Annotated in this window: 20 protein-coding genes; 8 read left to right on the top strand and 12 right to left on the bottom strand. The window is 47.7% G+C overall.

The window, feature by feature from the left end; translation table 11 throughout:
* The first annotated feature begins 165 nt into the window (after positions 1-165).
* Positions 166-1992 carry a ribosome-dependent GTPase TypA gene (gene typA, locus LPW36_RS10965; RefSeq protein ID WP_230609698.1) on the top strand — a complete coding sequence of 609 codons (1827 nt, stop codon included), beginning with the start codon at positions 166-168 and terminating at the stop codon, positions 1990-1992.
* Positions 1993-2280: 288 nt separating this feature from the next.
* Positions 2281-3432 carry an L-threonine dehydrogenase gene (yiaY, locus tag LPW36_RS10960; protein ID WP_230609697.1) on the top strand — a complete coding sequence of 384 codons (1152 nt, stop codon included), beginning with the start codon at positions 2281-2283 and terminating at the stop codon, positions 3430-3432.
* Between the two features lie 75 nt (positions 3433-3507).
* Here the strand turns inward: yiaY and LPW36_RS10955 are convergent, their stop codons facing one another.
* Complete coding sequence (locus LPW36_RS10955; protein WP_230609696.1) at positions 3508-3912, bottom strand: YidB family protein; 405 nt, start codon at positions 3910-3912, stop codon at positions 3508-3510.
* Positions 3913-4247: 335 nt separating this feature from the next.
* On the opposite strand from LPW36_RS10955, the gene yihX reads away from it, so the two are divergent.
* The 4 genes from yihX to fabY all read left to right on the top strand — a co-directional run bounded on the left by yihX (position 4248) and on the right by fabY (position 7267).
* Positions 4248-4841 carry a glucose-1-phosphatase gene (yihX, locus tag LPW36_RS10950; RefSeq protein ID WP_230609695.1) on the top strand — a complete coding sequence of 198 codons (594 nt, stop codon included), beginning with the start codon at positions 4248-4250 and terminating at the stop codon, positions 4839-4841.
* Positions 4842-4963: 122 nt separating this feature from the next.
* Positions 4964-5863 (top strand): virulence factor BrkB family protein, encoded by a 900-nt coding sequence (locus LPW36_RS10945; protein WP_230609694.1) that lies wholly within the window; start codon positions 4964-4966, stop codon positions 5861-5863.
* A complete protein-coding gene (gene dtd / locus LPW36_RS10940) occupies positions 5860-6294 on the top strand; it encodes a D-aminoacyl-tRNA deacylase (protein ID WP_230609693.1) in 435 nt (144 codons plus the stop codon). Before LPW36_RS10945 ends, dtd begins: the two co-directional genes overlap by 4 nt.
* 64 nt (positions 6295-6358) lie before the next feature.
* Positions 6359-7267, top strand: a complete 909-nt coding sequence (fabY, locus tag LPW36_RS10935) for a fatty acid biosynthesis protein FabY (RefSeq protein ID WP_230609692.1) — start codon at positions 6359-6361, stop codon at positions 7265-7267.
* A 90-nt stretch (positions 7268-7357) separates the two neighbouring features.
* Here the strand turns inward: fabY and LPW36_RS10930 are convergent, their stop codons facing one another.
* Entirely contained in the window at positions 7358-9142 is a 1785-nt protein-coding gene (locus LPW36_RS10930; RefSeq protein WP_230609691.1) for an AsmA family protein, read from the bottom strand.
* 167 nt (positions 9143-9309) lie between these two features.
* On the bottom strand, positions 9310-10719 hold the full coding sequence (locus tag LPW36_RS10925) for a uracil-xanthine permease family protein (protein ID WP_230609690.1): 1410 nt from the start codon (positions 10717-10719) through the stop codon (positions 9310-9312).
* A 197-nt stretch (positions 10720-10916) separates the two neighbouring features.
* On the opposite strand from LPW36_RS10925, the gene LPW36_RS10920 reads away from it, so the two are divergent.
* Entirely contained in the window at positions 10917-11714 is a 798-nt protein-coding gene (locus LPW36_RS10920; RefSeq protein WP_230609689.1) for an aspartate dehydrogenase, read from the top strand.
* Here the strand turns inward: LPW36_RS10920 and recG are convergent, their stop codons facing one another.
* The 7 genes from recG to acrD all read right to left on the bottom strand — a co-directional run bounded on the left by recG (position 11715) and on the right by acrD (position 21848).
* Positions 11715-13796 carry an ATP-dependent DNA helicase RecG gene (recG, locus tag LPW36_RS10915; RefSeq protein WP_230609688.1) on the bottom strand — a complete coding sequence of 694 codons (2082 nt, stop codon included), beginning with the start codon at positions 13794-13796 and terminating at the stop codon, positions 11715-11717.
* A gap of 1 nt (position 13797) precedes the next feature.
* Positions 13798-14505, bottom strand: coding sequence for a tRNA (guanosine(18)-2'-O)-methyltransferase TrmH (gene trmH, locus LPW36_RS10910; RefSeq protein WP_230609687.1), 708 nt, complete (start codon positions 14503-14505; stop codon positions 13798-13800).
* 5 nt (positions 14506-14510) lie between these two features.
* The gene (spoT, locus tag LPW36_RS10905; protein ID WP_230609686.1) at positions 14511-16622 is read right to left on the bottom strand and encodes a bifunctional GTP diphosphokinase/guanosine-3',5'-bis pyrophosphate 3'-pyrophosphohydrolase; all 2112 of its coding nucleotides are present in this window, start codon (positions 16620-16622) and stop codon (positions 14511-14513) included.
* Positions 16623-16637: 15 nt separating this feature from the next.
* Positions 16638-16913, bottom strand: coding sequence for a DNA-directed RNA polymerase subunit omega (gene rpoZ / locus LPW36_RS10900; protein ID WP_230609685.1), 276 nt, complete (start codon positions 16911-16913; stop codon positions 16638-16640).
* Positions 16914-16967: 54 nt separating this feature from the next.
* Positions 16968-17591, bottom strand: a complete 624-nt coding sequence (gene gmk / locus LPW36_RS10895) for a guanylate kinase (protein ID WP_230609684.1) — start codon at positions 17589-17591, stop codon at positions 16968-16970.
* A 338-nt stretch (positions 17592-17929) separates the two neighbouring features.
* On the bottom strand, positions 17930-18466 hold the full coding sequence (locus LPW36_RS10890; protein ID WP_230609683.1) for a GNAT family N-acetyltransferase: 537 nt from the start codon (positions 18464-18466) through the stop codon (positions 17930-17932).
* Between the two features lie 262 nt (positions 18467-18728).
* The gene (gene acrD / locus LPW36_RS10885; protein WP_230609682.1) at positions 18729-21848 is read right to left on the bottom strand and encodes a multidrug efflux RND transporter permease AcrD; all 3120 of its coding nucleotides are present in this window, start codon (positions 21846-21848) and stop codon (positions 18729-18731) included.
* Between the two features lie 389 nt (positions 21849-22237).
* Here acrD and LPW36_RS10880 point away from each other — a divergent pair, with 389 nt between their 5' ends.
* Positions 22238-23329, top strand: a complete 1092-nt coding sequence (locus tag LPW36_RS10880) for a GGDEF domain-containing protein (RefSeq protein ID WP_230609681.1) — start codon at positions 22238-22240, stop codon at positions 23327-23329.
* A gap of 80 nt (positions 23330-23409) precedes the next feature.
* On the opposite strand, the gene LPW36_RS10875 is transcribed toward LPW36_RS10880, so the two are convergent.
* Positions 23410-25920: an autotransporter outer membrane beta-barrel domain-containing protein gene (locus LPW36_RS10875; protein WP_230609680.1), complete on the bottom strand. Its 2511-nt coding sequence runs from the start codon at positions 25918-25920 to the stop codon at positions 23410-23412.
* A gap of 229 nt (positions 25921-26149) precedes the next feature.
* Positions 26150-26261: IS1 family transposase (locus LPW36_RS10870; protein ID WP_230607651.1), on the bottom strand; the 112-nt coding region annotated here is incomplete at its 5' end.

The raw sequence follows: 26261 nt of genomic DNA, 5'->3' as shown, positions 1-26261 counted from the left end.
ACGTAATTTGGTGCAAATCGCTTTTTATATAGACATTTTCTACCGTGAATGAGATCACAAACTGTCCAGTCGTTGGTTGTTTTTGACAGATCTTTGTGATCTTGTTTAGTAGTTCGTCTAAAGTGTGTACAATAACGCGCTATTTCTAATGCCTGAGGCAAATCTGTGATTGAGAATCTACGTAACATCGCTATTATCGCGCATGTAGACCACGGTAAAACGACCCTGGTTGATAAACTACTACAAATGTCAGGAACTTTAGGGGATCAACGTAACGAAGCGACTGAGCGCGTTATGGATTCCGGTGACCTTGAGAAAGAACGCGGGATCACCATTCTGGCTAAAAACACCGCCATTACCTGGAACGGTTATCGCATAAATATCGTTGATACTCCGGGACACGCCGACTTCGGTGGCGAAGTAGAGCGCGTAATGTCAATGGTTGACTCGGTGTTGCTGGTTGTCGATGCAATGGACGGCCCAATGCCGCAAACACGTTTCGTGACCAAAAAAGCGTTTGCTAACGGTCTGAAACCTATCGTGGTAATTAACAAAGTTGACCGTCCCGGCGCGCGCCCTGACTGGGTTGTCGATCAGGTGTTTGACCTGTTTGTTAACCTTGACGCGACCGACGAACAACTCGATTTCCCAATTATTTATGCGTCTGCATTATTGGGTATCGCGGGTAATGACCATAACGAAATGACTGACAACATGGATCCCCTGTTTGAAGCCATTGTTAAGCACGTTGCTCCACCAGACGTTGATACTGACGGTTCGTTCCAGATGCAAATTTCCCAATTAGACTACAACAACTATGTTGGTGTTATTGGCATCGGCCGTATCAAGCGCGGTAAGGTTAAACCTAACCAGCAAGTCACTGTTATCGACAGCGAAGGTAAAACTCGCAACGGTAAAATCGGTAAAGTACTGGGCCATATGGGTCTGGAGCGTATTGAATCGCAAGTTGCTGAAGCGGGCGACATTATTGCTATTACCGGTCTGGGTGAACTGAATATCTCTGATACCGTTTGTGATGTGCAGAGCGTAGAAGCGCTGCCAGCACTGTCTGTTGATGAACCAACCGTAACCATGTACTTCTGTGTAAACACCTCTCCGTTCTGTGGTAAAGAAGGTAAATACGTGACTTCACGTCAAATCCTCGACCGCTTAAATAAAGAGTTGGTACACAACGTTGCACTGCGCGTTGAAGAAACTGAAGACGCCGATGCATTCCGCGTATCGGGCCGTGGTGAGCTTCACCTGTCAGTGCTGATCGAAAATATGCGTCGTGAAGGTTTCGAAATTGCCGTTTCTCGTCCTAAAGTTATCAACAAGGTCATTGATGGGCGTAAACAAGAGCCGTTCGAAAACGTAACGTTAGATATTGAAGAACAGCATCAGGGCTCAGTCATGCAAGCCATGGGTGAGCGTAAAGGCGATGTGAAGGATATGATCCCGGACGGCAAAGGTCGTATTCGTCTGGATTACCTGATCCCCGCTCGTGGTCTGATTGGCTTCCGTACTGAATTTATGACCATGACTTCGGGTACTGGTTTACTGTATTCAACCTTCAGCCATTATGATGATGTGCGTCCGGGTGAGATTGGTCAGCGTCAGAACGGCGTATTGATCTCTAACGGTCAGGGTAAAGCTGTCGCATTCGCACTGTTCAGCTTACAGGATCGCGGTAAGCTATTCCTGGGCCATGGTGCAGAAGTGTATGAAGGCCAGATTATTGGTATTCATTCACGTTCTAACGACCTGACCGTGAACTGCTTAACCGGTAAAAAGCTGACCAACATGCGTGCATCCGGCACTGATGAAGCAACCATTTTGGTTCCACCGGTGAAGATGTCTCTGGAGCAAGCGCTGGAATTCATCGATGATGATGAACTGGTTGAAGTAACGCCGGTTTCTGTGCGTATTCGTAAACGTCATCTGACTGAAAACGACCGTAAACGTGCTAACCGCGGCCCGAAAGAAGCCTGATTAGTTACCTGATTATCGGTTGTTAAAATAGCGGCAATGAATATTGCCCGAAATAGTCACTCTGAAGGGGCAATGTTTATTGCCCTTTTCTTTTTTCATTTTTCATTTTCCCGCCAGTTCTGTCTTCCTGTACCTGACAGGGTTTACGCAGGATCAATAGTTTTCCTGTAACAATTTCGTTTGATTTTTATATTAGTAACAGCCAGTTGCCCTGATATGATAACTACAATTGATTATTAAATTTATCATTATTAGTTTCTTATTTATTAAACTATCAGGGAGTTTGCTATGTCGGTTTCTACTTTTTTTATTCCATCAGTCAATATGATTGGTTCAGGTTGTCTGAACGACGCCGTTAAGGCTATGCAAAGCTATGGCTATCAGCATGCACTGGTTGTGACGGACAGCGTGCTGAATAAGATTGGTCTGGTAGATCAAGTCCGGACACTCTTGTCTGAAGCAGGTATTCAGAGCACGGTATATCAGGGAACACACCCTAATCCTACGACGACGAATGTGACTGAAGGGCTGGCGATTCTGCACAAGAATAGCTGTGACTGTGTTATTTCTTTAGGTGGAGGTTCTCCTCACGATTGCGCCAAAGGTATTGCGCTGGTAGCGACTAATGGTGGTGATATCAGAGATTACGAAGGCGTGGATCGTTCAGCCAGACCACAGCTACCACTGATTGCTATCAATACAACAGCGGGCACCGCTTCTGAAATGACCCGTTTCTGTATCATTACCGATATTGACCGCCATATTAAAATGGCCATTGTGGATAAACACGTTACCCCAATTCTGTCAGTGAATGATTCACAGTTGATGACCGGAATGCCAAAAAGTCTGACGGCAGCAACCGGAATGGATGCGTTAACTCATGCGGTTGAAGCTTATGTATCAACAGCAGCAAACCCCATTACCGATGCCTGTGCATTAAAAGCAATTACTATGATTTCCCACTCTTTGCTCACTGCCGTTGAGCAGGGGGATAATGTTGAAGCCAGAGAAGCGATGGCTTACGCTCAGTTTTTAGCCGGAATGGCCTTCAATAACGCCTCTCTGGGCTATGTTCATGCAATGGCTCATCAACTGGGGGGATTTTACGATTTGCCCCATGGCGTCTGTAACGCAGTATTGCTACCTCACGTTACCGCTTTTAATGCCAGCGTATGCGCGGGCCGTCTAAAAGATATTGCTCAGGCAATGGGGGTGGATGTGAAGGGAATGTCCGATCGCCAGGGTGCCGACGCCTGTATTGCCAGTATCCGTGCATTATCAAAAGCGGTGGGTATTCCATCCGGATTGGGCGCACTGAACGTGCAAAAGAAAGATTTTGCGATATTAGCGACCAATGCTCTCAAAGATGCATGCGGGCTGACAAACCCCGTTCAGGCAACTCATGATGAGATTATGGAAATTTTTGATGTTGCGATGTAGTTAGTGATGTAAAGAGAAGAATGTCGTTGCGGCGGGTATAAACCGGCGCCGCAACGACGATTTAATTCAGTAGAATTAACCGAATAGTTTGCCTTTCAGCAGGCTCATACCCAGAGACATTAAGTCCGGATTAACTGGCTCTTCGCCTTTTGGAGACAGCTTATCAACGATATCCGGTAATAATTGAGCGATAAGGCCGGAAGTTTCCTGGCTGCCCATACCTAACTTAGAGGATAACTGCTGTAAAGCGACTTTACTGATAATATTCTGAACTTGTTGTCCGGAGATAGGCAGGTTCGCTCCGGTGCCGATCCATGACTGAACGACTTCAGTCAGACCACCCTGACGGAATTTGTCTAACAAACCGGAAATGCCGCCCTGCTGTTCAACCCACTGAAGAATTGCCATGTAGTCAACGGAGCCGCTATTGTTACTGCTGTTACCGCCCAGCATACCGCCTAATTGATCTAACAAACCCATTACCTGTTACTCCTGAATTACATGAAACCGTAGGTATTAACTATACCCTAATCATCCTTAATTTGTCTGTGCAGTGCCCATATTGCACTCAAATTAACCAATCTTGAACCACCGCACAGAACGAATGCGAATTATATCCCAACTGGTCAATATGTATTAGTTTTTATCACTAAATAATTGAGGCTGATGATTTACTCTCTTCTTATTAACCGACTAATATAAGTATGAAGCTTACTGATTTTTATTTAGTTTTTACTGGCTTTATGATGCTCAGTTCAGGATAACTGTGATAGCGTAGTATTGGAACAAACCATCAAATCATGCAGGTGCACATCATGTTGTATATCTTTGATTTAGGGAATGTGATTGTCGATATAGATTTTAAACGCGTACTGGGAGTATGGAGTAACTTAAGTGGTATACCTTTAGCGACGTTAAGCGAGCGTTTTACCATGGGTAAACCGTTTGAGCAGCACGAACGTGGTGAAATTAGCGATGAAGAGTTTGCATCACAACTGTGTGAAGAGATGGGACTCACTCTGAGCTTTGAACAGTTTGAAGCAGGCTGGCAAGCCATCTTTATTGGTCAACGTGATGAAGTGCTGGAGATTATGCGTCTCTTGCGCAAAGAAGGTAATCGCGTGGTGGTTCTATCGAACACAAACGCGTTACATTGCCGTTATTGGCCGGAACAGTACCCGAAGGTGAGTACCTCTGCCGATCGTGTCTATTTATCTCAGGAACTGGGAATGCGTAAACCTGAGGTTGATATTTATCGCTATGTTTTACAGCAGGAAGGTGTTGCGCCTCAGCATGCCGTTTTCTTTGATGATAATTACGATAATATTATTGGTGCTGAAGCGCTGGGAATTAATGCGGTCCATGTAGTTGATAAGAAAGTTATCCCGGATTATTTTGGTGCAAATTAAGTTAATTTTTTGAATGTTAAACGGGCCGGTATCTTTACCTTATGGGTGAAGTAAGCTGGCCTGTATCGTCATTATCCGACTATCTTAAAGGAAGGGGCGATTCGAGAGAAAGCGAGTATTTTATGTCACATCTATCCCATGTCCGGGGGCCAAAAAGAATTAAACCAATCGTTGCTTATGCTCAGCTCCTTTGGGCCAGAGCAAATGAAGATCGCCTGCAAATGATGGCGGGTAATTTAGCTTATGTTTCCCTGCTGTCTCTGGTACCGCTGATTACCGTGGTATTTTCTCTGTTCGCTCTGTTTCCCATGTTTGCGGAAGTGAGCATTCAGCTTAAAGCTTTTGTGTTTAATAACTTTGTTCCTGCCGCCAGTGAGACGATCCAGGCCTATCTGGAAAGGTTTGTGGCTAATTCCAATAAAATGACGGCAATTGGTATTTGTGGGTTAATTGTCACCTCGCTGTTATTGATTGGCTCAGTGGATACGGCACTTAATGCAATTTGGCATAGCGAACGCCAACGCCCCATAATCTACTCTTTTGCCGTGTACTGGATGGTGCTCACCCTTGGACCTTTAATGGCCGGGGCCAGTATGGCAATCAGTTCCTATTTTCTTTCTCTGAGCTGGTTTCATGACGGTGATATGGGCAGCATTGTCGATCGCATATTGCGTATTTTTCCACTGATCCTCTCTTTTGTTTCATTCTGGCTACTGTACTGCATTGTACCGACGGAACGGGTTCCTGCCGGAGATGCCGCCATTGGTGCACTGGTGGCGGCGCTACTGTTTGAGCTGGGGAAGAAAGGGTTTGGTATGTACGTCACCATGTTCCCTGCTTATCAGTTGATCTATGGTGTACTGGCGGTGATTCCGATTTTATTTGTCTGGGTATACCTTAGTTGGTGTATTGTACTTTTTGGTGCAGAAGTGACGGTTACGTTGGGCATGTACCGCAAGCTACGTGAAGAGTATGAAGCCAATAACAACACTAATAATGATTCAGGAACAACAGAGCAATGATGGCATTAATTCAACGGGTAACTCGTGCTGATGTGGTAGTTGGCGGTGAAATGGTTGGCGCAATAAATAAAGGGCTACTGATACTGCTGGGCGTGGAAAAAGATGATACTAATGAAAAAGCGGAGCGTCTGTGTGAGAGGGTATTAGGTTATCGTATTTTCAGCGACGACCAGGGAAAAATGAATCTTAATGTACAGCAGGCTGGCGGTAGTGTGCTGGTGGTTTCCCAGTTTACACTGGTGGCAGATACTCAAAAGGGAATGCGCCCCAGTTTCTCGCGCGGCGCAACCCCACAGGATGCTGAACGTTTATATCAATACTTTTCAGACTGCTGTCGCCGAACCATTACTACCGAAACCGGTATTTTCGCTGCGGATATGCAGGTATCGTTAGTGAATGATGGGCCGGTCACTTTCAGCTTGCAGGTTTAGTACCGGGAATTGTCGATAAAATAAAGCGTTTCATTATAAAACAGATAAAACTAAGAGAGCTTTTATGTACCACCTGCGAGTACCGCTAACAGAACAGGAATTAAATGACTACTATCAGTTTCGCTGGGAGATGCTGCGTAAGCCATTGAATCAACCGGTGGGCTCTGAAAAGGATGGTTACGATATGATAGCCCACCATCAGATGGTGGTAGATACTCAGGGTAAAGTGGTTGCCGTTGGTCGTTTATATATTAATGCCGATAATGAAGGCTCTATTCGCTTTCTGGCCGTGGCAGCTAATGTGCGCGGTAAAGGGCTGGGCACCCTGATTGCCATGACGCTGGAGTCTATTGCGCGTCAGGAGGGGGTAAAACGGATCGTCTGTAGCGCCCGGGAAGAGACGGTGACCTTCTTTGATAAGCTGGGATTTACTAATCAGGGTGAGATAACCACACCGCAAACCACCCCTGTACGCCATTTTCTGATGAGAAAACCTATCGCCACGCTGGATGATATTCTCCATCGCCCCGACTGGTGTGCTCAACTGCAAAATGCCTGGTATCAAAATATTCCCCTGAGCGAAAAGATGGGGGTACGAATCAGTCAGTATACCGGTCAGCGCTTTATTACCACCATGCCGGAGGGGGTGAATACCAACCCTCATCATACGATTTTTGCCGGAAGCCAGTTCTCTTTAGCCACTCTAACCGGCTGGGGATTAATCTGGTTGCTGTTGCAGGAACGCCAGTTGGGAGGCTCTATCGTGCTGGTGGATGCCCATATTCGCTATCAGAAACCAGTTATTGGACGACCCACAGCGGTCGCCAGCCTTGACTCCATGAAAGGGGATTTAGATCGCCTTGCCCGCGGTCGTAAAGCCCGAGTTCAGTTGGAAGTTACCGTGTCCGGCGAGCAGGATGTCGGGTGTGTGTTTGAAGGAACCTATATGGTTTTGCCTGAAGGGCAGGAATAATTCCGCGTCAGTAGCGATTCCGACCGTCAATACATAGTGACTGTACTGCCTTATGTATGCGGCCGGAAAGAGATCAATAATTAGCTCAAATTACCCAAACGGCGACGCTTCCGGCGTATCCTGCTCTGGTATCGGCGCTACCGGAGGATCAATAGTCGGCGCTGGTGTTATAGCCTGAGGTTGTTCAGGAATATCTTTCTGTCCCGCCGGATACTGAGTTAACTGTTGTCCGGTATCACTGGTCATTTTCAGACTGCCTTTCAACTCGGGTTTTCCGCTCTGCTTATCAATCAAATCACCATGTAGCTGTAGGGCGATGGTTCCATTGCCCTGTAGTGGAATAGCTTGCCATCCCCAGCTTTGTAAAATATCAACCGGTACGGAACGTCCATTAAGGGTCAGACTCAACGCTCTTTCCGGCTGTTGGCTTAATGTGGCGTTTGCCTCAATTAACCCCTCTTTAGTGAATGCACTGATTTCGCTGATAGTGATAGTTTCTGGCGTAGCGTTCAGATTAAAAGATGGATGACGCAGGTCAATTTTATTTAACGTAGCATCGGAGGCGTTAAAATTTAACGTACCTCCCCAGAGCCCAACCTGACGGTTTTTCACCAGATATAAATTACTGCCATTGCTGTCAATCGAGGTGAACTGGAACGGGAAGTCAGGGGTAATATCAATCAGAATGTTACGGTTTGCCGCCAGTTTGACAACGTGCAGCTCACGTAACCATTCAGGTTGAACCTGTTTTAACTGGGTCAGCCACTCTTTAGGTAAGGTATAAAGTAATGCGGTAAACGCGACCTCATCCAGCGTCAGGGTTTGAGTGTCCCGCTGCCAGTTACCGGTTGCCCGCACCAGACCATCCTGCCATCGGCTGCTGAACTGCTTGATTTTGACACTGTTATTTTCCAAATCAAGGCTAAGAACTGGATTAACCAGATGATTATCGTTATAGATCATATCGGAAGCATTCATCAGCATACTGCCGGATGTAGCCTGCCAGCGGCCTTTAATAAACTCCAGATCTTTCATTGACAGAGTGAAGTCGCTGAATGCCCATTCCGGACCCTGAATATTGGTATTAATCAGATCTAAACGGTTCAGACTAATATCAGTATTACTGATGCGTTGATTAAGCTGGGCCAGTAATTGGTCCAGCTCCAGTTGGCTCTGATATTTCACTTCGCTAAGGCGCAGGCTCTCTATCTGCCATTTGCCATCGGCAGTACGTTTACCGTTGCCGGTGAGTTGCCCGTTGGCTAAATCAGCCCCGACATTGTTAAACAGAATCTGATGGTCTTTCACTTCACCCTGAACCAGAATTTTATGGGTATCGATACCGTTGACCACCAGTTTATCGGCGCTGAATTCAAAACGATTATCTTTCTCTGGCAAAAAGTTATTGGTTAATGTCCAGGGAATAATGCCGCCGTTAACCTTCTCCCCTTGCAGGGTAAGTTCCGGGCCGTCGACATTTAATGTCATATTTTTTAGCTGGAAGCGGTCGCTGCCGGGGGCCAGCGCAATGGTGTTTTTAGACGATAAATTAAGGGTGCCGTCTTCCAGCTCCAACGCTGAGAAGTACATTGGCGTTTGCCAAAATGACGAAGTCAGCTCCAGAGTGACTTTTTTCGCTTTTAACAGTGGTGACTGCTTTTGTTGGCTGAACTCAACGTCGTTTAGTACTAGCTGATAGGGGGAGGTAATACTGTAATCCAGATGATCCAGTGAGAGTTGGTAAGGGGTATTGTCGGTTACCCACTGGCTAATCCATCTGGCTGCATAAGAAGTCTGGGCAATAAAATAGACAACAATTGCCAGCACCAGAATCAGGGTCAGTAGGGTATACAGTGATTTCCGAATAAATCTCATGGTCTGAATCCGTATGACAAAATTAAGCAAGGTCTCTTTATGCCGTATTTACTCTACAATCTCAATGAAAATAGTCAGAAATATACGTTAAGACATATTATGAATCATGTGGCTAAATAAGCAAAAACCCACCAGAAAGGTGGGCCTGATAACAGATATCCTGTTGGTTATTTCTCGTGAGGAAATACCAGATTCAGCACAATCGCAGTAATACCACCGGCAGCGATACCGGAAGATAACAGCGTTTTGAGCCATTCGGGGGCAAATTGCAGAATCTGCGGCTGTTGAGAAACACCAAGACCAACGGCCAGAGAGAGCGCCATAATCATAATTGCCCGGCGGTTCAGGGTTTCGCGGGAAACAATACGTACCCCGGAAGCGGCAATGGTACCAAACATCACAATGGTGGCACCGCCTAACACCGGCTCCGGAATGCTTAATACAAAGCTGCTGACAATAGGGAACAGGCCTAGCAGTACCAGCATCAGGGAAACCACATAACCCACATAGCGGCTGGCAACCCCGGTCAGTTGAATAACGCCGTTATTCTGACCAAAACAGGAGTTAGGGAAGGTATTGAACACCGCAGACAACATAGAGTTTAAGCCGTTAGCCAGTACGCCACCTTTCAGACGCTTCATATACACAGGGCCAGCTACCGGTTGCTCAGAAACATCCGACGTTGCGGTAATATCGCCAATGGTTTCCAGTGAGGTAATCATAAACACCAGCATCAAAGGAATCAGCAGCGTCCAGTCGATGCCAAGACCATAATACAGTGGCGTTGGCACCATAATCACTTCACTCTCTACACTGGCACGTTCTGGCAGCATACCCATCGCCCATGCCAGCAGATAGCCAATCGCCATCGCAATCACCAGTGAAGAAACGCGCAGATATGGGTTACGCTGGCGGTTAAGCAAGATGATGGTGGCTAAGACTACGCCAGCCAGCAGTAAATTACTGGGGGAACCAAAAGTATTATTGGTTTCTGACATGGCGCTGTAGCCACCGCCAATAGAGATTAAACCAACCTGAATCAGTGACAGGCCAATTATCATCACCACAATACCAGAAACCAGCGGCGTAATGACTCGTTGAGCCAAATGCAGAACGCGCGACAGGAAAATCTCGGTACAGGAGGCCAGCATCAACGTACCAAACAGGGTGGCCATCATGGTTGGCACATCGGCACCGCCGTTCTTCAGTGCGGTTCCACCCATAATCAGTGGCGCAACAAAGTTAAAGCTGGTGCCCTGAATGGATAACAAGCCAGAACCTATCGGTCCCCAGGTGCGAATTTGCAATAACGAAGCTAAACCAGAAGCAAACAGCGACATACTGATAATGTGCTGTGTATCTTTTGCCGGTAGGCCAAGGGCCTGACAAATCAACATAGCGGGAGTGATAACGGCAACGAACATCGCCAGCAGGTGCTGAAGTGCGGCAAACAGCGTTTGCGGCAGCGGTGGACTATCTTCAAGATGATAAATCAGTTCACTATTAGAAGCGCGTGTGGGGGGACTGATTTTTTCGATATTACTGACAGCATCGTGTGCGGGATGTAGGCTGGTCATGATAAAAGTGAAGAACCTCTGAAGCTGCAAAGTGCGCATTTTAATGATTTTCAAATTTATAGCAACCGTTTGCGTTATCGTTTGCTTATGATCATTTAGTCAAACCGTTGCCCTGATTACCGATAACACCTTGAAAGACAGGTATAGTGCAGGCTGTATAGCACCTCCATTGATAGTGAAACAAAAGCGAGTTTCCAATGAAAAAAATAATGATGATTGGTTTTGGTGCCATGGCGCATGAAGTTATGGCTCGTTTACCTCAGGGCGTTACTGTAGGCTGGATTGTGGCTCGTCCGCATCACCATCAGGCCATTTTACAACTGTCTGATGGTCAGTTAATGCCGTTAACACATCCTGATGAATGTCAGGAGACGCCGGATTTGGTGTTGGAGTGTGCCAGCCAGAAAGCGGTAGGTGAGTATGGTGAGTCTGTACTGAATCACGGTTGGAAGCTGGCGCTGATTTCTACCGGGGCGTTGGCTGATGCCGGATTATTTTATCGGCTGCGTCAGGCTGCCCGTCAGGGGAATGGCGAGCTTATTATCTTATCCGGTGCCGTTGCCGGTATGGATGGTTTATCCGCTGCCCGTGAAGGTGGGCTGAATAACGTAACCTATATTTCTCGTAAAAGCCCGGCTAGCTGGCGTGGAAGCCCGGCAGAGCAGCGGGTTGATCTGGATAGCGTTTCTCAGGCAACGGTATTTTTTGAGGGGAGCGCCCGTGAAGCGGCCAGCTCTTTTCCGGCGAATGCTAATGTGGCGGCAACCATTGCGCTGATGGGCATTGGTATGGATAAAACCCGGGTGCAAATGATTGTTGACCCCCATACCCAAAAAAATACCCACAAAATTCATGTCGCCGGGGGCTTTGGTGAATTTGATATTGAGTTGAATGGTCAGCCGTTGGCAACAAATCCAAAAACGTCCACGCTGGCGGCGTTAAGCGCAGTGCAGGTTTGCCGAAGACTGGTTAGTGATGGTCTGGCTGATGAATAATCAGGCGTGAGTGTATCTTGAACTTTCCGGCAGCCAACGCTCAATCAATGCCTGAGCATGCTGTGGGTGTTTTTGATGAATATAACGGGCGGTGCGCTGTACTTCCGGGATCATACTTTGATCCCGCATCAGATCGGCTACTTTAAACTCGGTAATACCGGTCTGGCGAGTGCCTAATAGCTCGCCGGGACCGCGGATCTCCAAATCTTTCTGGGCAATAACAAAACCATCATTGCTGTCGCGTAGTACCTGAAGGCGCTTCTGGGCAGTTTTACTCAGCGGGGCTTTATATAACAGTACACAGTGGGAGGCGACGGCACCACGACCAACGCGCCCACGCAGCTGATGAAGCTGGGCCAGCCCTAAACGCTCAGGATTTTCAATGATCATCAGGCTGGCGTTTGGTACATCAACCCCCACTTCAATGACCGTAGTGGCAACCAGCAGTTGGATTTCTCCTCGTTTGAAAGCATCCATCATATCCTGCTTTTCCTGCGCTTTCATACGGCTGTGAACCAGACCAATATTCAGCTCCGGCAGCGCAATTTTAAGCTCTTCCGTTGTCGCCTCTGCGGCCTGAGCCTCCAGCACTTCCGATTCTTCAATCAGCGTACAAACCCAGTAAGCCTGACGGCCTTCCTGCTTACAGGCATCTCTTACCCGGCTGATAATATCTTCCCGTCGGGAATCAGGAATGGCAACGGTGGTGACCGGTGTACGGCCCGGCGGCAGCTCATCAATAACGGAAGTATCCATATCCGCATAGGCGGTCATTGCCAGCGTGCGGGGAATGGGGGTAGCGGTCATCACCAACTGATGGGGATGAAAACCCTGCTCTTCACCTTTCTCCCACAGTGCCAGCCGCTGGTGTACGCCAAATCGATGTTGTTCATCAATAATTACCAACGCCAGACCGGAGAATTTCACCTGTTCCTGAAAAATGGCGTGAGTACCAACAACCATAGATACTTCACCGGCAGCAATCGTCTCCATTTGTTGCTGGCGCGCCTTACCTTTTTGCTTACCGGCTAACCAGCCTACATTAATACCCAGCGGTTCAAACCACTGGCGGAAATTATTGGCATGTTGTTCAGCCAGCAATTCTGTTGGTGCCATCAGGGCAACCTGCTTACCATTTTCAATGGCAATCAGTGCTGCCAGTGCGGCAACCAGCGTTTTGCCCGAACCGACATCTCCCTGTACCAGACGCATCATCGGGACCGGTTTCGCCAGATCCTGCTCAATATCGGCCACTACCCGGCTCTGTGCTCCGGTAGGTTTAAACGGCAGGGAGACCAGCATTTTTGATTTCAGGGAGCCATTATCCGTTAGCGGCCAGGCGCTATAGCTTTGGGCTCCGGCGCGTGCGGCCAGCATACTCAGATTATGGGCCAGTAGCTCCTCCATAATCAGACGGCGCTGGGCCGGGTGCCGCCCTTGCTCCAGATCGGTAAGCTGAGTGTCCGGTGGCGGGCGATGCAGTACGCTTAACGCCTCCGGCAGGCTCATCAGTTTACCGCTAAGTTCTGAAGGCAGTAGTTCGCTGATAGCGCAGGTTTCCAGCAGCTTTAATGCCTGATCGGTCAGTTTACGCAGCGTTGCCTGACGAACCCCTTCAGTGGTGGAGTAAACAGGTGTTAGCGTCTCTTCCAGTTGGATAGCGCCATAATCGCCCTGAATGCTGTATTCCGGATGGATTATTTCGGCGTTATGGCTGCCGCGTTTTACTTCGCCATAGGCTTTCACCCGTTTGCCTGCCGACAGGCTATTTTTCATTGCGGCATTAAAGTTAAAGAAGCGCAGGGTCAGCACTCCCGTACCATCGGTAATCTGGCAGGTTAGCATCCGGCGGCGACCAAAGGCGATATCGCTACGGATCACTTCTCCTTCCACGGTTACGTGTAAACCGGGCAGTAAGTCTCCGATAGGGTAGAGTTTGGTGCGATCTTCATAGCGAAGAGGAAGATGAAATAGCAGATCCTGAATGGTAAACAGACCAATTTTAGCCAGTTTTGCAGCCTGACTGGCACCAACCCCCGAAAGGGTATTCAGCGGTATGGCATCCAACAGGCGGCCTTTCATCTCAGGCCTCTTGAGTTTTCGGTTTCAGCGCTTGCATTGCGGTCCACCAGGCTTCGTCGGCAACGATTTCGCCGTTGTCATCAATATGCGGACGCGGCAGGTTTTTGCGTTTAGCTACGTTAGCCAATACCGGATAACCACCTTCAAACAAAAAGCGCTGTTGCTCCTGATAACTTAGAGGGCTACCTTCCCGTTGATACATACCGGCGGCCTGACGCTGACGTTGCGCTTCATACAAAATCAGGGCTGAGGCTACGGAAACGTTTAATGATTGAACCATACCAATCATGGGAATAATAATATCGCTATCGGCAAGTGCCAGCGCTTCGGCGGTAATACCGGTTTTTTCCTGACCTAACAGAATACAGGTTGGTAGGGTGTAGTCGATTTCGCGAAAATCCACTGCCTTTTCTGACAGATTAGTGGCCAGAATTTGCATTCCCTGCTGCTTCAGATGGCTAACGGCGGAATGAATATCGCGATGGGTTTTGACCTGCACCCAGCTATTGCTGCCAGCGGCGCTGGCAACCTGAGTTCTCATGCGTTCATGGGGCCACACAGCGTGAACTTCATGTACGCCAACGGCATCCGCAGTGCGGATAATGGCAGAGACATTGTGAGGTTTATGTACCTGCTCCAGACAGACGGTTAAATCAATCTGTCTGGTAGCAAGCATATGGCGGATCCGGGCGTAACGTTCGGGCGACATAGCAATTAATTTCGGTTGCGGGTGACTTTAATCACATCCGGCATAATGCGAATTTTACGCATAATATTAGCCAGATGAACGCGGTTGTGCGTGGTTAAACGAATGTAGGCGATATAAACCCGGCCGTCTTTCTCTTCCGTATTCAGGCTTTGAATATTGGATTTTGCCGAGTTAATTTCAGCGGTCAGATTGGCCAGTACGCCCTGATGGTTAAACATCTCGACTTTGATCTCAGCAATAAACTCTTGCTCAGTATCTTCTGCCCACTCAACGGCCATGAATTTTTCTGGTTCTTTCTGATAACCGCGAATATTGCGGCAGGATTCATGGTGAATAACCAGACCCTTACCCGGACTGACATGGGCAATGATCGGGTCACCAGGAATCGGGCGACAGCATTTGGCAAAGGTTAGCAGGATACCGTCCGCGCCACGAATCGCCAGCTTACGCCCATTCACCGCCGGTTCATCATCGCTGCTGGAACCATCATTAAGCAGATTTTTGGCAATCATGACGCTCATCACGTTGCCTAAACCCACTTCCGCCAGCAAATCGTCAAGGGTTGCCAGCTTCAGGCGTTTCAGCTCGCGGCTCAGGTTCTTCGGATCAATATCGGTGACTTTACGCCCCTGACCTAATGCATGGTTCAGCAGACGACGCCCCAGCCCGATAGAATCATCACGTTTCAGGTTTTTCAGCATCTGACGGATTTTAGTACGAGCTTTGGAGCTGACCACAAAGTTCAGCCAGGCAGCATTTGGGCGAGCGCCCGGCGCAGTAATAATTTCGACGGTTTGGCCGTTATGCAACTCTTGCGACAGTGGATAAGGCTGGCGATCGACGCGAGCCCCTACGCAGGCATGGCCGATATCGGTATGTACCGCATAGGCGAAGTCGACCGGCGTTGCGCCAGCCTGAAGCTCTACAATGCGGCCTTTTGGCGTAAACACGTAGATCTCATCCGGGAACAGATCGGACTTCACACTTTCAATAAACTCAAACGAGCTACCGGCGCTTTGCTGTAGCTCAAGCAGGCTTTGCATCCAACGCTGGGCGCGGATTTGCGCCGCGGTTCCGGACTCACCCTGCTCTTTATATGCCCAGTGGGCCGCGACCCCCATTTCTGCCATCTGGTCCATGTCTTCAGTACGAATTTGTACTTCAACCGGTACACCGTGTGGCCCAATCAGGGAGGTGTGCAGCGACTGGTAGCCGTTAGCTTTTGGAATGGCAATATAGTCCTTCACTCTGCCGGGACGCGGTTTATACAGGCTGTGTGCCTGACCCAGTGCCCGATAGCAGGTATCGACTTCATTGACGATAATACGAAACGCATAGATATCCATAATCGAGTGAAAACGCTGCTCTTTATGGTGCATTTTCCGATAGATGGAATAGAGATGTTTTTCCCGACCGCTAACGCGACAGGGGATACCCGCCTCTTTCAGACGACCATCGATTTCCGACAGGATCTTCTGAATCATCTCTTTACGGTTACCGCGAGCGGCTTTCACCACCTCTTTTAGTACGCGATAACGGTTAGGATAGAGGGCTTCAAAACCAAGCTCTTCCAGCTCGATTTTTAAGTGATGGATACCGAGACGGTGGGCCAGCGGACTATAGATTTCAAGCGTTTCACGGGCGATGCGTCGGCGTTTGTCCGGACGCAAAGAACCGAGAGTACGCATATTGTGGGTACGGTCGGCCAGTTTGATCAAAATGACGCGGATGTCTTGCACCATCGCCATGATCATTTTGCGAAAGTTTTCTGCCTGGGCTTCTTTCTTGTCGCGAAACTTCAGCTTATCCAGTTTGGATACGCCGTCCACCAGTTCGGCAACGCTTCTTCCAAAGCGTTGTTCTACATCCTGATAGGTAACGGATGTGTCTTCAATAACATCGTGCAGCAGCGCGGCTATCAGCGTTTCGTAATCCAGCCGCATGCCTGCCAGAATGCAGGCCACAGCAACGGGATGAGTGATGTAAGGTTCACCACTGGAACGTGATTGCCCTTCATGGGCATCGCGAGCAACAACGTATGCCTGTTTGAGGCACTCAATTTGCTCATCCGGCAAGTATTGTTTAGCCAGTATATTAAGGCTTTCAAACAGGTACAAAATAGGCAGCCTTGATTAACGACGACCTTCAGCAATCGCGGTGACAGCGTGCATTTCTGCGGCATCCTGCTCTTGCTGTTCCTGACGAGCGTGAGAATCCAGAATCTGAGAGTTAATCAGACCTTCTTGAATTTCACGCAGTGCGATAACGGTATACTTGTCGTTCTCTTCAGGAACCAGGGGATCTTTACCCTGAGTCTGAATTTGACGAGCCCGACGTGCCGCGACCAACACCAGGTCAAAGCGGTTACCAATTTTTTCAACAGCGTCTTGTACGGTTACGCGTGCCATAAGTATGTAGCTCCACAGATAAAGAAAAGACTGGGCATAATACTGAAACCTGCTTCAGTCTGCCAATAATTTGCTGATTAATGCTTCATTTCGCATTTTTTGGCGGTCTAAACGCAAACGTTCAGTACGAATGATTGCTTTCAGGTCGTGTAATGCCAAATCAAAGTCATCGTTAATGATCAGATAATCATATTCATCATAGTGAGAAATTTCCTGTACTGCTTTATCCATGCGTTTAGCAATAATTTCATCACTATCTTGCCCACGGCCCTGAAGGCGACGGACTAATTCATCTTTCGACGGTGGTAAGATAAAAATGCTGCGGCTGTGCGGCATTTTTTCCCGAATCTGACGGGCTCCCTGCCAGTCAATGTCGAGAAACACATCAATTCCCTGCGAGAGCACCCGTTCAATTTTTGGCCGGGATGTGCCGTAATAGTTACCAAAAACTTCGGCGTACTCTAAAAACGCATCCTCTGCGATTAAACGCTGAAATTCATCCACAGAGACATAATAGTAGTGCTCACCTTCCGCTTCACCAGGGCGTTTCTCTCTGGTGGTATGAGAGATAGACACTTGCATGTCGTAAGTCGGTTGCGTTTTTAACAGCGCCTGAATAAGGCTGGATTTTCCTGCACCGCTGGGTGCTGAAATAATATAAAGAGTACCTTTAACCATTATGATGTCTGTTTACTGTCGTTGAATTATCAGAAAAGAAGCGTGCAAAATCCCTGTATAGTATACACCGCTGCCGTCTGGCTTACATCCTTGTCACACCATAACGGATCAATTTTATTTATTATTGGGATAATTAAAGGTATTTCGAGCCTTTTCACAAAATAATTATCCGTTGCAGAAAAGGTAAATACTTGGTGCGCGCTGGCTTCCAGGGTACACGTTTGGTGCTGTTTTTGTTTTTCGCTTCCTGCTGAAATAGGTTCTTTTACCTGGAGGGAGAACTTAATGCTTTATCTATCGTTATTAGCGTTGACTGAGCCGTTTAAAGCGGCGGGTATTCAGAGCTTCTGGCTTAAATTATCGTTAATGGGGTGATTAACGTCCTGATACATATAACAGGCGTTCTCGCCATAAGCAGCAAGCTTTTCGCTGAGTTGAGGAGTTTGATCAACGGGCAGATAACCCTGACTGCGCCAGTAGCTGTTTGCCTGAGCCAGAGATACCAGACTGGTATGTTGAAATCCCTGCTCCACCGCATTTTCTTTTGCGGAGTTAAACAGTGTTTTACCAACACCCAATCCCTGTGCAACAGGGGAGATTGCACAGTCGTGCACAAACCAGCTGTCGGCTTCCACAGGCAAGTTATTTAACATGCCATCAAGAGATGGGGGGAAAGTGCGAATCCATGGATAAGAGATCAGATAGCCCAACAAACGCTCTGGCGTAGCGGCAACCCAGCAGGTTTCTGCGGACAGTTCCAGTCGGTTTTCAAAGAACTCGGGGCTTTCCAGAATATCGGAGGGGTAAACCGATGCCTGAATATCAAGAATGGCGTCCAAATCAGACGGATTCATACTGCGAATATGGTAAAACACGAAAAAGCCTATATAAATTAATTTGATGGGTAAACACAGGAACCAGTATACCCGATTATGGCAGAGGTTTGGATCGGGAGTTTATCTTTATGTCGCCATAGAGCGTACTTTGCCGCTAAATATGGGTTCCGACCGTACTCGCAGTAGATTTGAGCTCATTGCTTTTACGGTCGGAATATTCGCATGCTGATTTATCTGGCTCATTAAGAGCGATAAAGCATCTTTTGAATCAGGGTATCTTATACCGTCGCCCCGAGGCTCATTACTTTTCAGTGATTGACTTCCTTCCAGGAAATCTTTTTCGCACCAGAACAAAGAAGACCGGTACAAAGAATATGGCCAGAAAGGTAGCGGTTACCATGCCACCCAATACGCCAGTACCAACGGCGTGCTGGCTGCCGGAACCTGCGCCGTTGCTGATAGCCATTGGCAGAACCCCGAACATAAAGGCCAGCGATGTCATCAGAATAGGGCGTAACCGATAGCGACAGGCTTCAAGGGTCGCGGAAATGAGATCTTTACCGCTACGATTCAGGTCATTAGCAAACTCGACGATCAGAATGGCGTTTTTCGCCGATAGCCCAATGATGGTCAAAATCCCCACCTGAAAGTAAACATCGTTCTCCAGCCCTCTCAGCCAGGTAGCGCAAACGGCACCGAGGACCCCCAGCGGAACCACCAGCATAACGGAGAATGGAATTGACCAGCTTTCATACAGCGCAGCCAGACAGAGGAATACCACTAACAGTGAAATAGCATACAGCGCCGGAGCCTGAGAACCGGATAAACGTTCCTGATAGGACATACCGGTCCACTCAAGACCAAAACCCTCCGGTAGTTGAGTAACTAACTTCTCTATCGTATCCATCGCCGTACCGGTACTGATACCCGGTGATGCCTCACCAACGATTTCTACTGCGGAACTGCCGTTATAGCGTTCTAACCGGGGTGAACCATAGGTCCATGTGGTGGAAGCAAACGCCGAAAAGGGAACCATAGCACCATTGCTGTTATTCACATACCAATGGTTAATATCTCTTGGTTGCATACGATAGGGCGCATCACTCTGAACGTAGACTTTTTTCACCCGCCCACGGTCGATAAAATCGTTAACATAGGTGGAGCCCCAGGCGGTTCTCAGGGTGCTATTGATATCATCAATGTTAACCCCCAGCGCCTGAGCTTTTCGCTGATCGATATTAACCTGTAATTGTGGACTGTCATCCAGACCATTATGGCGAACCCGGGTCAGGCTGGGCTCCTTAGCGGCCAGTTGCAACAGGGTATCGCGGGCCTTCATTAATGCATCGTGGCCCAGACCGGCATGGTCTTCTAACTCCATATCAAAACCGGATGAGCTACCCAATCCGGAGATTGCCGGAGGGCTACTGGCGAAAACCCGCGCTTCGGTAATTTGGCTAAAGGCTTTTGTAGAGCGTTCAATAATGGCGAAAGAACTGTCTTCTGAGGAGGTTCGATCTTCCCAGTCCTGTAAGCGAACAAACATTCGCGCTACGTTTTGTCCGTTGCCACCCGGGCCGGCACCAACAATAGAAAACACCGAGCGAACGTTTTTCTTCTCGTCTTCCAGCAGGTATTTTTCAACTTTCTCTACCACTTTTAACGTTTGTTGCTGAGTGGCACCCACCGGTAGCTGAATTTGAGTCATAAACACGCCGCGGTCTTCCAGCGGCAGAAAGGAGGTAGGAAGCTTCATAAACAACCAGGCCATACCACCAATAATCAGGATATAAACCAGAAGAGTGCGGCTGCTGCGTCGAATAACGTTGGTCACACCTCGCTCGTATTTACTGGCGGTACGGTCAAAGGAGCGGTTAAACCAGCCAAAGAAACCGCGTTTAGCGTGAAGATGGCCCTGAGGAATCGATTTAAGCATGGTGGCGCAAAGGGCCGGGGTCAGAATTAAGGCAACCAGTACGGACAACACCATAGCGGAAACGATAGTGATGGAAAACTGCCGGTAAATCGCTCCGGTAGTGCCTCCCATAAAGGCCATCGGAACGAAAACGGCAGACAGTACCAGTGCGATACCAACCAGTGCGCTCTGAATTTGTCCCATCGATTTTCGGGTCGCTTCTCTGGGGGATAGCCCTTCGATCGCCATTACCCGCTCTACGTTTTCCACCACGACGATGGCATCATCCACCAGCAATCCAATGGCCAGCACCATGGCGAACATAGTCAGGGTATTTACGCTAAAACCAAAGGCATACAGAATGGAAAACGTACCCAGCAATACCACCGGTACGGCGATAGTTGGAATCAGCGTGGCGCGAAAGTTCTGCAAAAACAGATACATCACCAGGAACACCAGTAAAATAGCTTCCAGCAGCGTTTTTACCACGTCTTTTATTGATGCCTGAACAAAGGGTGTTGTCTCATAGGCATATTCGGCTTTTAAACCGTGAGGGAAGTAAGGTGCCAGTTCCTCTATTTTCTGTTTTACCAGCTTATCCGTTTCTAATTCGTTGGCACCGGAAGCCAGCTTAATCCCCATACCAAAAGCGGGCATTCCGTTATAACGGCTTAAATAATCGTACTTTTCTGAGCCTAACTCTACGGTAGCGACATCAGCCAGCGTAACAACAGAACCATCCTGATTAACCCTTAAGGTAATGGCGCGAAACTGTTCCGGAGTTTCTAACTGGGCCTGAGCATTCATAGTGGCATTTAATGCCTGCCCTTTCACTGATGGCGTTCCGCCAACCTGACCAACGGCGATTTGCTGGTTCTGGGATGAGATGGCATCAACCACATTTTTGGTGGTCAGACTGTAGTTGACCAGCTTATTGGGATCGAGCCAGATGCGCATGGCGTACTGCGAACCATAGGCATCCACGCTACCAACCCCGTTAATTCGGCTCAGAGGGTCTTGCAGATTACTGGCGACATAGTCGGAAATATCCTGCCGATCCATGCTGTGATCCGTGGAGACAAATGCCACCGTCATCAGGCTGCTGTCGCCAGATTTTGATACGGTAACCCCTTGTTGCTGTACATCCTGAGGGAGCTTTCGGGTGGCACTTTCTAACTTGTTTTGCACTTGCTGCATGGCTTCATTGGGGTCAGTCCCTGCCATAAAGGTCAAGGTCACTGAGGCACTACCGGTGCTGCTACTTTGTGATGACATATACAGCAGGTTATCCAGCCCGGTCATGCTCTGTTCGATAATTTGAGTGACCGAGTTTTCCAGCGTTTGGGCGGAGGCGCCGGGATAGCTGGCAGAAATTCTTACTGTTGGCGGTGCCAGGTTAGGATATTGCTCCACCGGCAGAGAATTGAGTGCAAGCAGTCCTGACAGGCTGAGAATAATCGCAATAACCCAGGCAAAAATTGGGCGATCGATAAAAAAGTTAGCCATGAACAGCGCCTCTCATACGTCTACTCTCTGTTTTTCTGAATCTGGTGAACCGTGAGGAAAAGAACGGCAATATTAATGTATTTTAACCTGTTAATGAGAGGGAAAGGTGGAGAAAAGATGGAGATACTGTAAAGAAGTGTTGGGTAGCGTGCTTATGATAGAAGGGAGGTGAGAATCAATAATCGGGGATGTTGCTTCGAACTAATGCCTGATTGGTATTGGGTGTGGCCTTTTGATATTGATAAGTCAGCGCGGCGTTTAAGCTAGCTCATTGCATTGAAATGCTTTTCTACTCCTTTGAGGCTACACTTATGATAATAAAACGCCTTAAGGATGAGTGACGTAGCCCGTAGCCCTGAATATATCCATCTCTTACCGATAACGTGAATATGATAGAGCTCATCATTAAAATTGCTAAACGATTCTCTGGCCGAATTGAATACCCGACGTCGTTCAGCTGTCTTGATGATGAAAGGAAGACCCGGCATGTTATTGGCACGCATGCCTGTACTATCATCGGGGCATTGATCTTTATCCCTATTCACCTTTTTATCAGCGATCTGCCTTTGGGGGCACTGTTTAATACGATCTGTATTGCATTGTGCTTGTTGTCGCTGGCCGATCTATGGTTTAGGGGAAACCTGAATCAGACGCTGTGGATTACGGTTTTACTGCCCTCTGCCTTAGTGATTTCGCTGTTCTGGCTGTTTCAGGGGCGGGCACAAATCAGTGCTTTTCTGATCATTCCGCCCGGATTTGCTTTTTTGCTGTTAGGGCGTCGTCAGGGAGCGCTGTTTGGCCTGGGATATAGCTTAACCATCGTTACTATTGTGCTGATTCACCTGAAAAGTTGGTCAGAGTTTTCCTATAGTCCCGCAGCGATGGTCAATATGTTAGGGGCGCTGGTACTGGCCCTGTTTTGGGGGTTTATTGGTGAGCGTATTCGCGGCGAAACCTTCCAGACCATCGAAACCATTGCTGAAACTGACGTACTCACTGATTCCATTAATCGCCGCCATTTCTTTGAAGAGGTGCAGCGGGTACATAAAATTACCCGCTATCAGAATTCATCGTTTGCCATGATGATGATGGATATTGATGCATTCAAAAGCATTAACGATCGGTATGGTCATGATATGGGAGATAAGGTACTGATAGATCTGGTACATATGCTGAAAGGGCAGGTACGATTCGGCGATATTATTGGTCGGTTGGGCGGTGACGAGTTTGGTCTGCTTTTCCCCAATATTAACGTTCAGGAAGCGGTGGGGCGGGCGCAGAATATTTGTCAGCAGGTTGATGGTTATCAGTTTATCAGCGCCGATGGTCAGCATGTTCCGGTGACTATCAGTATTGGTGTCGCGATGTTTTTACCGGGCAATTTATTAACGGCGGAACAACTCTATAAAGCTGCTGATCAGCAGTTATACCGTGCTAAACAGGCGGGCAAGAATCAGGTGGCGGTATCTGACGGAATGTAAAAGTCATTTCTGTGTAATAAAAATCAGCCCGTCGGATTTAAACGATGGGCTGATTCGTATGTAACCCGGATGTTTTCTTACTACCAGTTATAGCGCAGGCCAGCGGTACCAGTTAAATGGGTGTCGGTTCCGGTATCGCCAGTTTTAGAGCCATAGTTAGCCGTGACATAAGCGCCGAAATTCCGTTTAATGGTATATTCCAGCCCTGCACCGACTTTTCCACCGGAGCCATCAATATTATTACTGATGGTATAGTCATTAACATCGATGGTGTTATTGTCTTTAAACTCTTGTTGATAAGCCACTTTTACATAAGGGCGCAGGGTTTGCTCCAGAGCATCGCCCAGTGCAAAACTTTTACCGATATCTACACCTAACTCTCCCTGTAACGATTTGTACTGGTTGTTGCTAACACGAAGGCCGTTATCCAACGAGTAGCTTTTATCAGCGATGTTAAGCATTGAAGCGCGAACGTAAGGCTCAATAAACGCCGTATTCGGTAAAATATAGTGGTATCCCCCTTTCAGCGATGCGCCAAATCCGTGAGTGTCCAGACTGCCATCAGAATGCTCATCATCCAGCGAGACGGTGGTAATTTTGCTGTTGATAATGGAGTAGGAAAACAGCCCGTCAACAAAGAATCCCAACTGATTGCTGTAAGAAGAGTAAGCCTGCATATTGACGTCATGGCTGTTGCCGTAACTGCTGTTTACCATATGGTCAATATTGGAAATACCGCGGCTGACGGCCACGCCCAGTAAATAGGAACCTAAATTTGTGTTAAGGCGTTTATCTACACCGAGGCTAAAGCCATTAACGCTCTGGCTGGCTTTTTCTCCGTTAGAGAGTTGAGTGCTGGTGTGTGCTCCCAGATAGCTGCCCCAGGCGGATCCTTGATCGTTATCTCGGCGGGAGACGGTCATACGCTGGTGAACAGAGTCAGTTTCGGCATTCCAACTGGTTAACGATGCCTGACTTAAACTGGTAACCGTACGGGCCGAAGAGGAAAGATCGTGTTTTCTTTCCTGTAAATACCAGCTATTGCCCTGCTGTACTAAATCGTAGCGGAAGATACCAAGGTCGTAGCCATCGCCATCATCAAAAATGGCTCCTCCGCCATTGGTAGTTATCATTTCTCGCCCATCATATTGACCAACGGAACCAATACTGGCGATAGTGGTATTGTAAGTGCCGGTTGCGCTGTTAGCGGTCAGATGACCATCAACGTTGATACGTATTCTGGCATTGCTGTCGCTAAGTGCCTGTGGTGCTATTTGGCTGCTGGCTTCACCACTTCCGCTACTCAATGACTCAGTGGTGACCTGACCATTACCGATAGCCAGATTACCGTTATTGAGCTGAATACTTTTGGCCGTAACGTCAGATGTTCTTAACATCAGCAGGGTGGCGTTATTGGTTAACGTCACATTATTGGTGGTGAGGTGGCTACCGGAATCCATGGTTAGCAAACTGTTATTCAGTGCGATATTCCCGGTAGAATTCAACGTGGAGGCATTCAAGTTCAGGCGGCTGTTTGCTGTCATTGCCAGATCGGCAATATTCAGCGTGCTGCCAGATTGTGCATTTATTCCACTGTTATCCAGACTAAGATTTCCCTGAGCATTAAGGGCCGAGCCGGTTAAATTCAACTTGCTGTTTTCTGCTAATGCCAATGCTACTGTATTTAGCGTGCTGCCTGAGACGGCGGTGAGCGCAGAGTTATTTAGCGACGCATTTCCCGTTGCAGCCAGGGTTGCGGTGGTCAGGTTCAGATTGCTGTTTGCCGCTAATGCCACATCGGTGGTACTAAGTGAATTACCGGACAGAACATTTAATGTACCGTCATTTAAGTCAAATCCTCCGGAAGAGCTGAGGGTTGACTGGCTGTTTAGCGTCAGATTTCCCCCATTGATAATACTCAACGTACCTGAATTGATCTTACTGCCGGTTCCGGTGGTCAGCGTGGCGCTATCTAAAGTGAGAAGACCGCTAACATCAAACAGGCTGTTATCTGCCATAGTGACTTGAGAAGTCCGCATATAACTATCAGTAGTAACTTTAAGCGAGCCAGCATTACCCAGCGCAATTTTACTGTTGGTCGCTTTAAGTTCATTTGTCGTTAACGTAGAGCTGCCAATATTAACCTGGCTATCTTCGATGTGTACCCGGCTACTGGCTGATCTTTCTCCGGTTAAATTCCAAATACTGTTATCAGTCAAACCAACCGTTGAGGACTGATCGGTTTCCGCCATGATGGCACCGGTCAGGGTACTATTACTGGTAATAAAGGAGTTTCCTCCCTGTGGTGTTAAATCGAGAAAGATATAACCCTGTCCCGTATTGATGGTGGAGTTGGTCACGTTATTATGTGAACCGCTGCCTCCGGATACGACAACCAGTGCAGAATCATTAGAGGTAGCTGGGTTATCATCATGGAAAGTACTGTTGATGATATTGAACGTATTGTTACTGCCTGATTTATTTAAATAAAGGACATCGAAAGTGGATTCGTTGGATGTATTCAGAATGGTGTTTGATACTGTTGTGGTATTATTATTGTTTTCTAATGCATTTCCACCAAAAATAATCAACGTTTTAGGTATTTGATCCGACGAGGTAAGATTGTCAAAATTATAAGTATTATTATTCCCATTCAATGAGATATTGTAAAGTACCTCGCTATTTTTAAAATTTAATGTGTTGCTATTTCCGGTAATGGAAAGATTGGCGAGAATTTTGCTATCTTCAATGTTTACTCTGGAATTTGAACCTTCAACGGCAATAACGAATGCTTTGTTGAAATTCGGTCGTGACGCAGATTTAGTGGTAATGATTGATCGTCAGATACCATCCGATGATCTTATCGTGCATTTCTTCTGACTTTGAGAAGCAGATAGTCTTGCGGGTCAACCGTTTAAGATGGGTTCGCAAA

Origin of the sequence: Limnobaculum eriocheiris, from assembly GCF_021010575.1 — a bacterium.
Classification (GTDB): Bacteria; Pseudomonadota; Gammaproteobacteria; order Enterobacterales; family Enterobacteriaceae; genus Limnobaculum; species Limnobaculum eriocheiris.
This window is presented reverse-complemented; position numbering and strand designations above follow the sequence as displayed.

Coding starts and splice junctions, on each gene's coding strand:
- acrD (WP_230609682.1), bottom strand. CDS start 21,848: ATGGCTAACTTTTTTATCGATCGCCCAATTTTTGCCTGGGTTATTGCG.
- yiaY (WP_230609697.1), top strand. CDS start 2,281: ATGTCGGTTTCTACTTTTTTTATTCCATCAGTCAATATGATTGGTTCA.
- LPW36_RS10955 (WP_230609696.1), bottom strand. CDS start 3,912: ATGGGTTTGTTAGATCAATTAGGCGGTATGCTGGGCGGTAACAGCAGT.
- yihX (WP_230609695.1), top strand. CDS start 4,248: ATGTTGTATATCTTTGATTTAGGGAATGTGATTGTCGATATAGATTTT.
- rpoZ (WP_230609685.1), bottom strand. CDS start 16,913: ATGGCACGCGTAACCGTACAAGACGCTGTTGAAAAAATTGGTAACCGC.
- gmk (WP_230609684.1), bottom strand. CDS start 17,591: ATGGTTAAAGGTACTCTTTATATTATTTCAGCACCCAGCGGTGCAGGA.
- fabY (WP_230609692.1), top strand. CDS start 6,359: ATGTACCACCTGCGAGTACCGCTAACAGAACAGGAATTAAATGACTAC.
- LPW36_RS10880 (WP_230609681.1), top strand. CDS start 22,238: ATGATAGAGCTCATCATTAAAATTGCTAAACGATTCTCTGGCCGAATT.
- LPW36_RS10920 (WP_230609689.1), top strand. CDS start 10,917: ATGAAAAAAATAATGATGATTGGTTTTGGTGCCATGGCGCATGAAGTT.
- LPW36_RS10925 (WP_230609690.1), bottom strand. CDS start 10,719: ATGACCAGCCTACATCCCGCACACGATGCTGTCAGTAATATCGAAAAA.
- LPW36_RS10930 (WP_230609691.1), bottom strand. CDS start 9,142: ATGAGATTTATTCGGAAATCACTGTATACCCTACTGACCCTGATTCTG.
- LPW36_RS10945 (WP_230609694.1), top strand. CDS start 4,964: ATGTCACATCTATCCCATGTCCGGGGGCCAAAAAGAATTAAACCAATC.
- recG (WP_230609688.1), bottom strand. CDS start 13,796: ATGAAAGGCCGCCTGTTGGATGCCATACCGCTGAATACCCTTTCGGGG.
- trmH (WP_230609687.1), bottom strand. CDS start 14,505: ATGTCGCCCGAACGTTACGCCCGGATCCGCCATATGCTTGCTACCAGA.
- dtd (WP_230609693.1), top strand. CDS start 5,860: ATGATGGCATTAATTCAACGGGTAACTCGTGCTGATGTGGTAGTTGGC.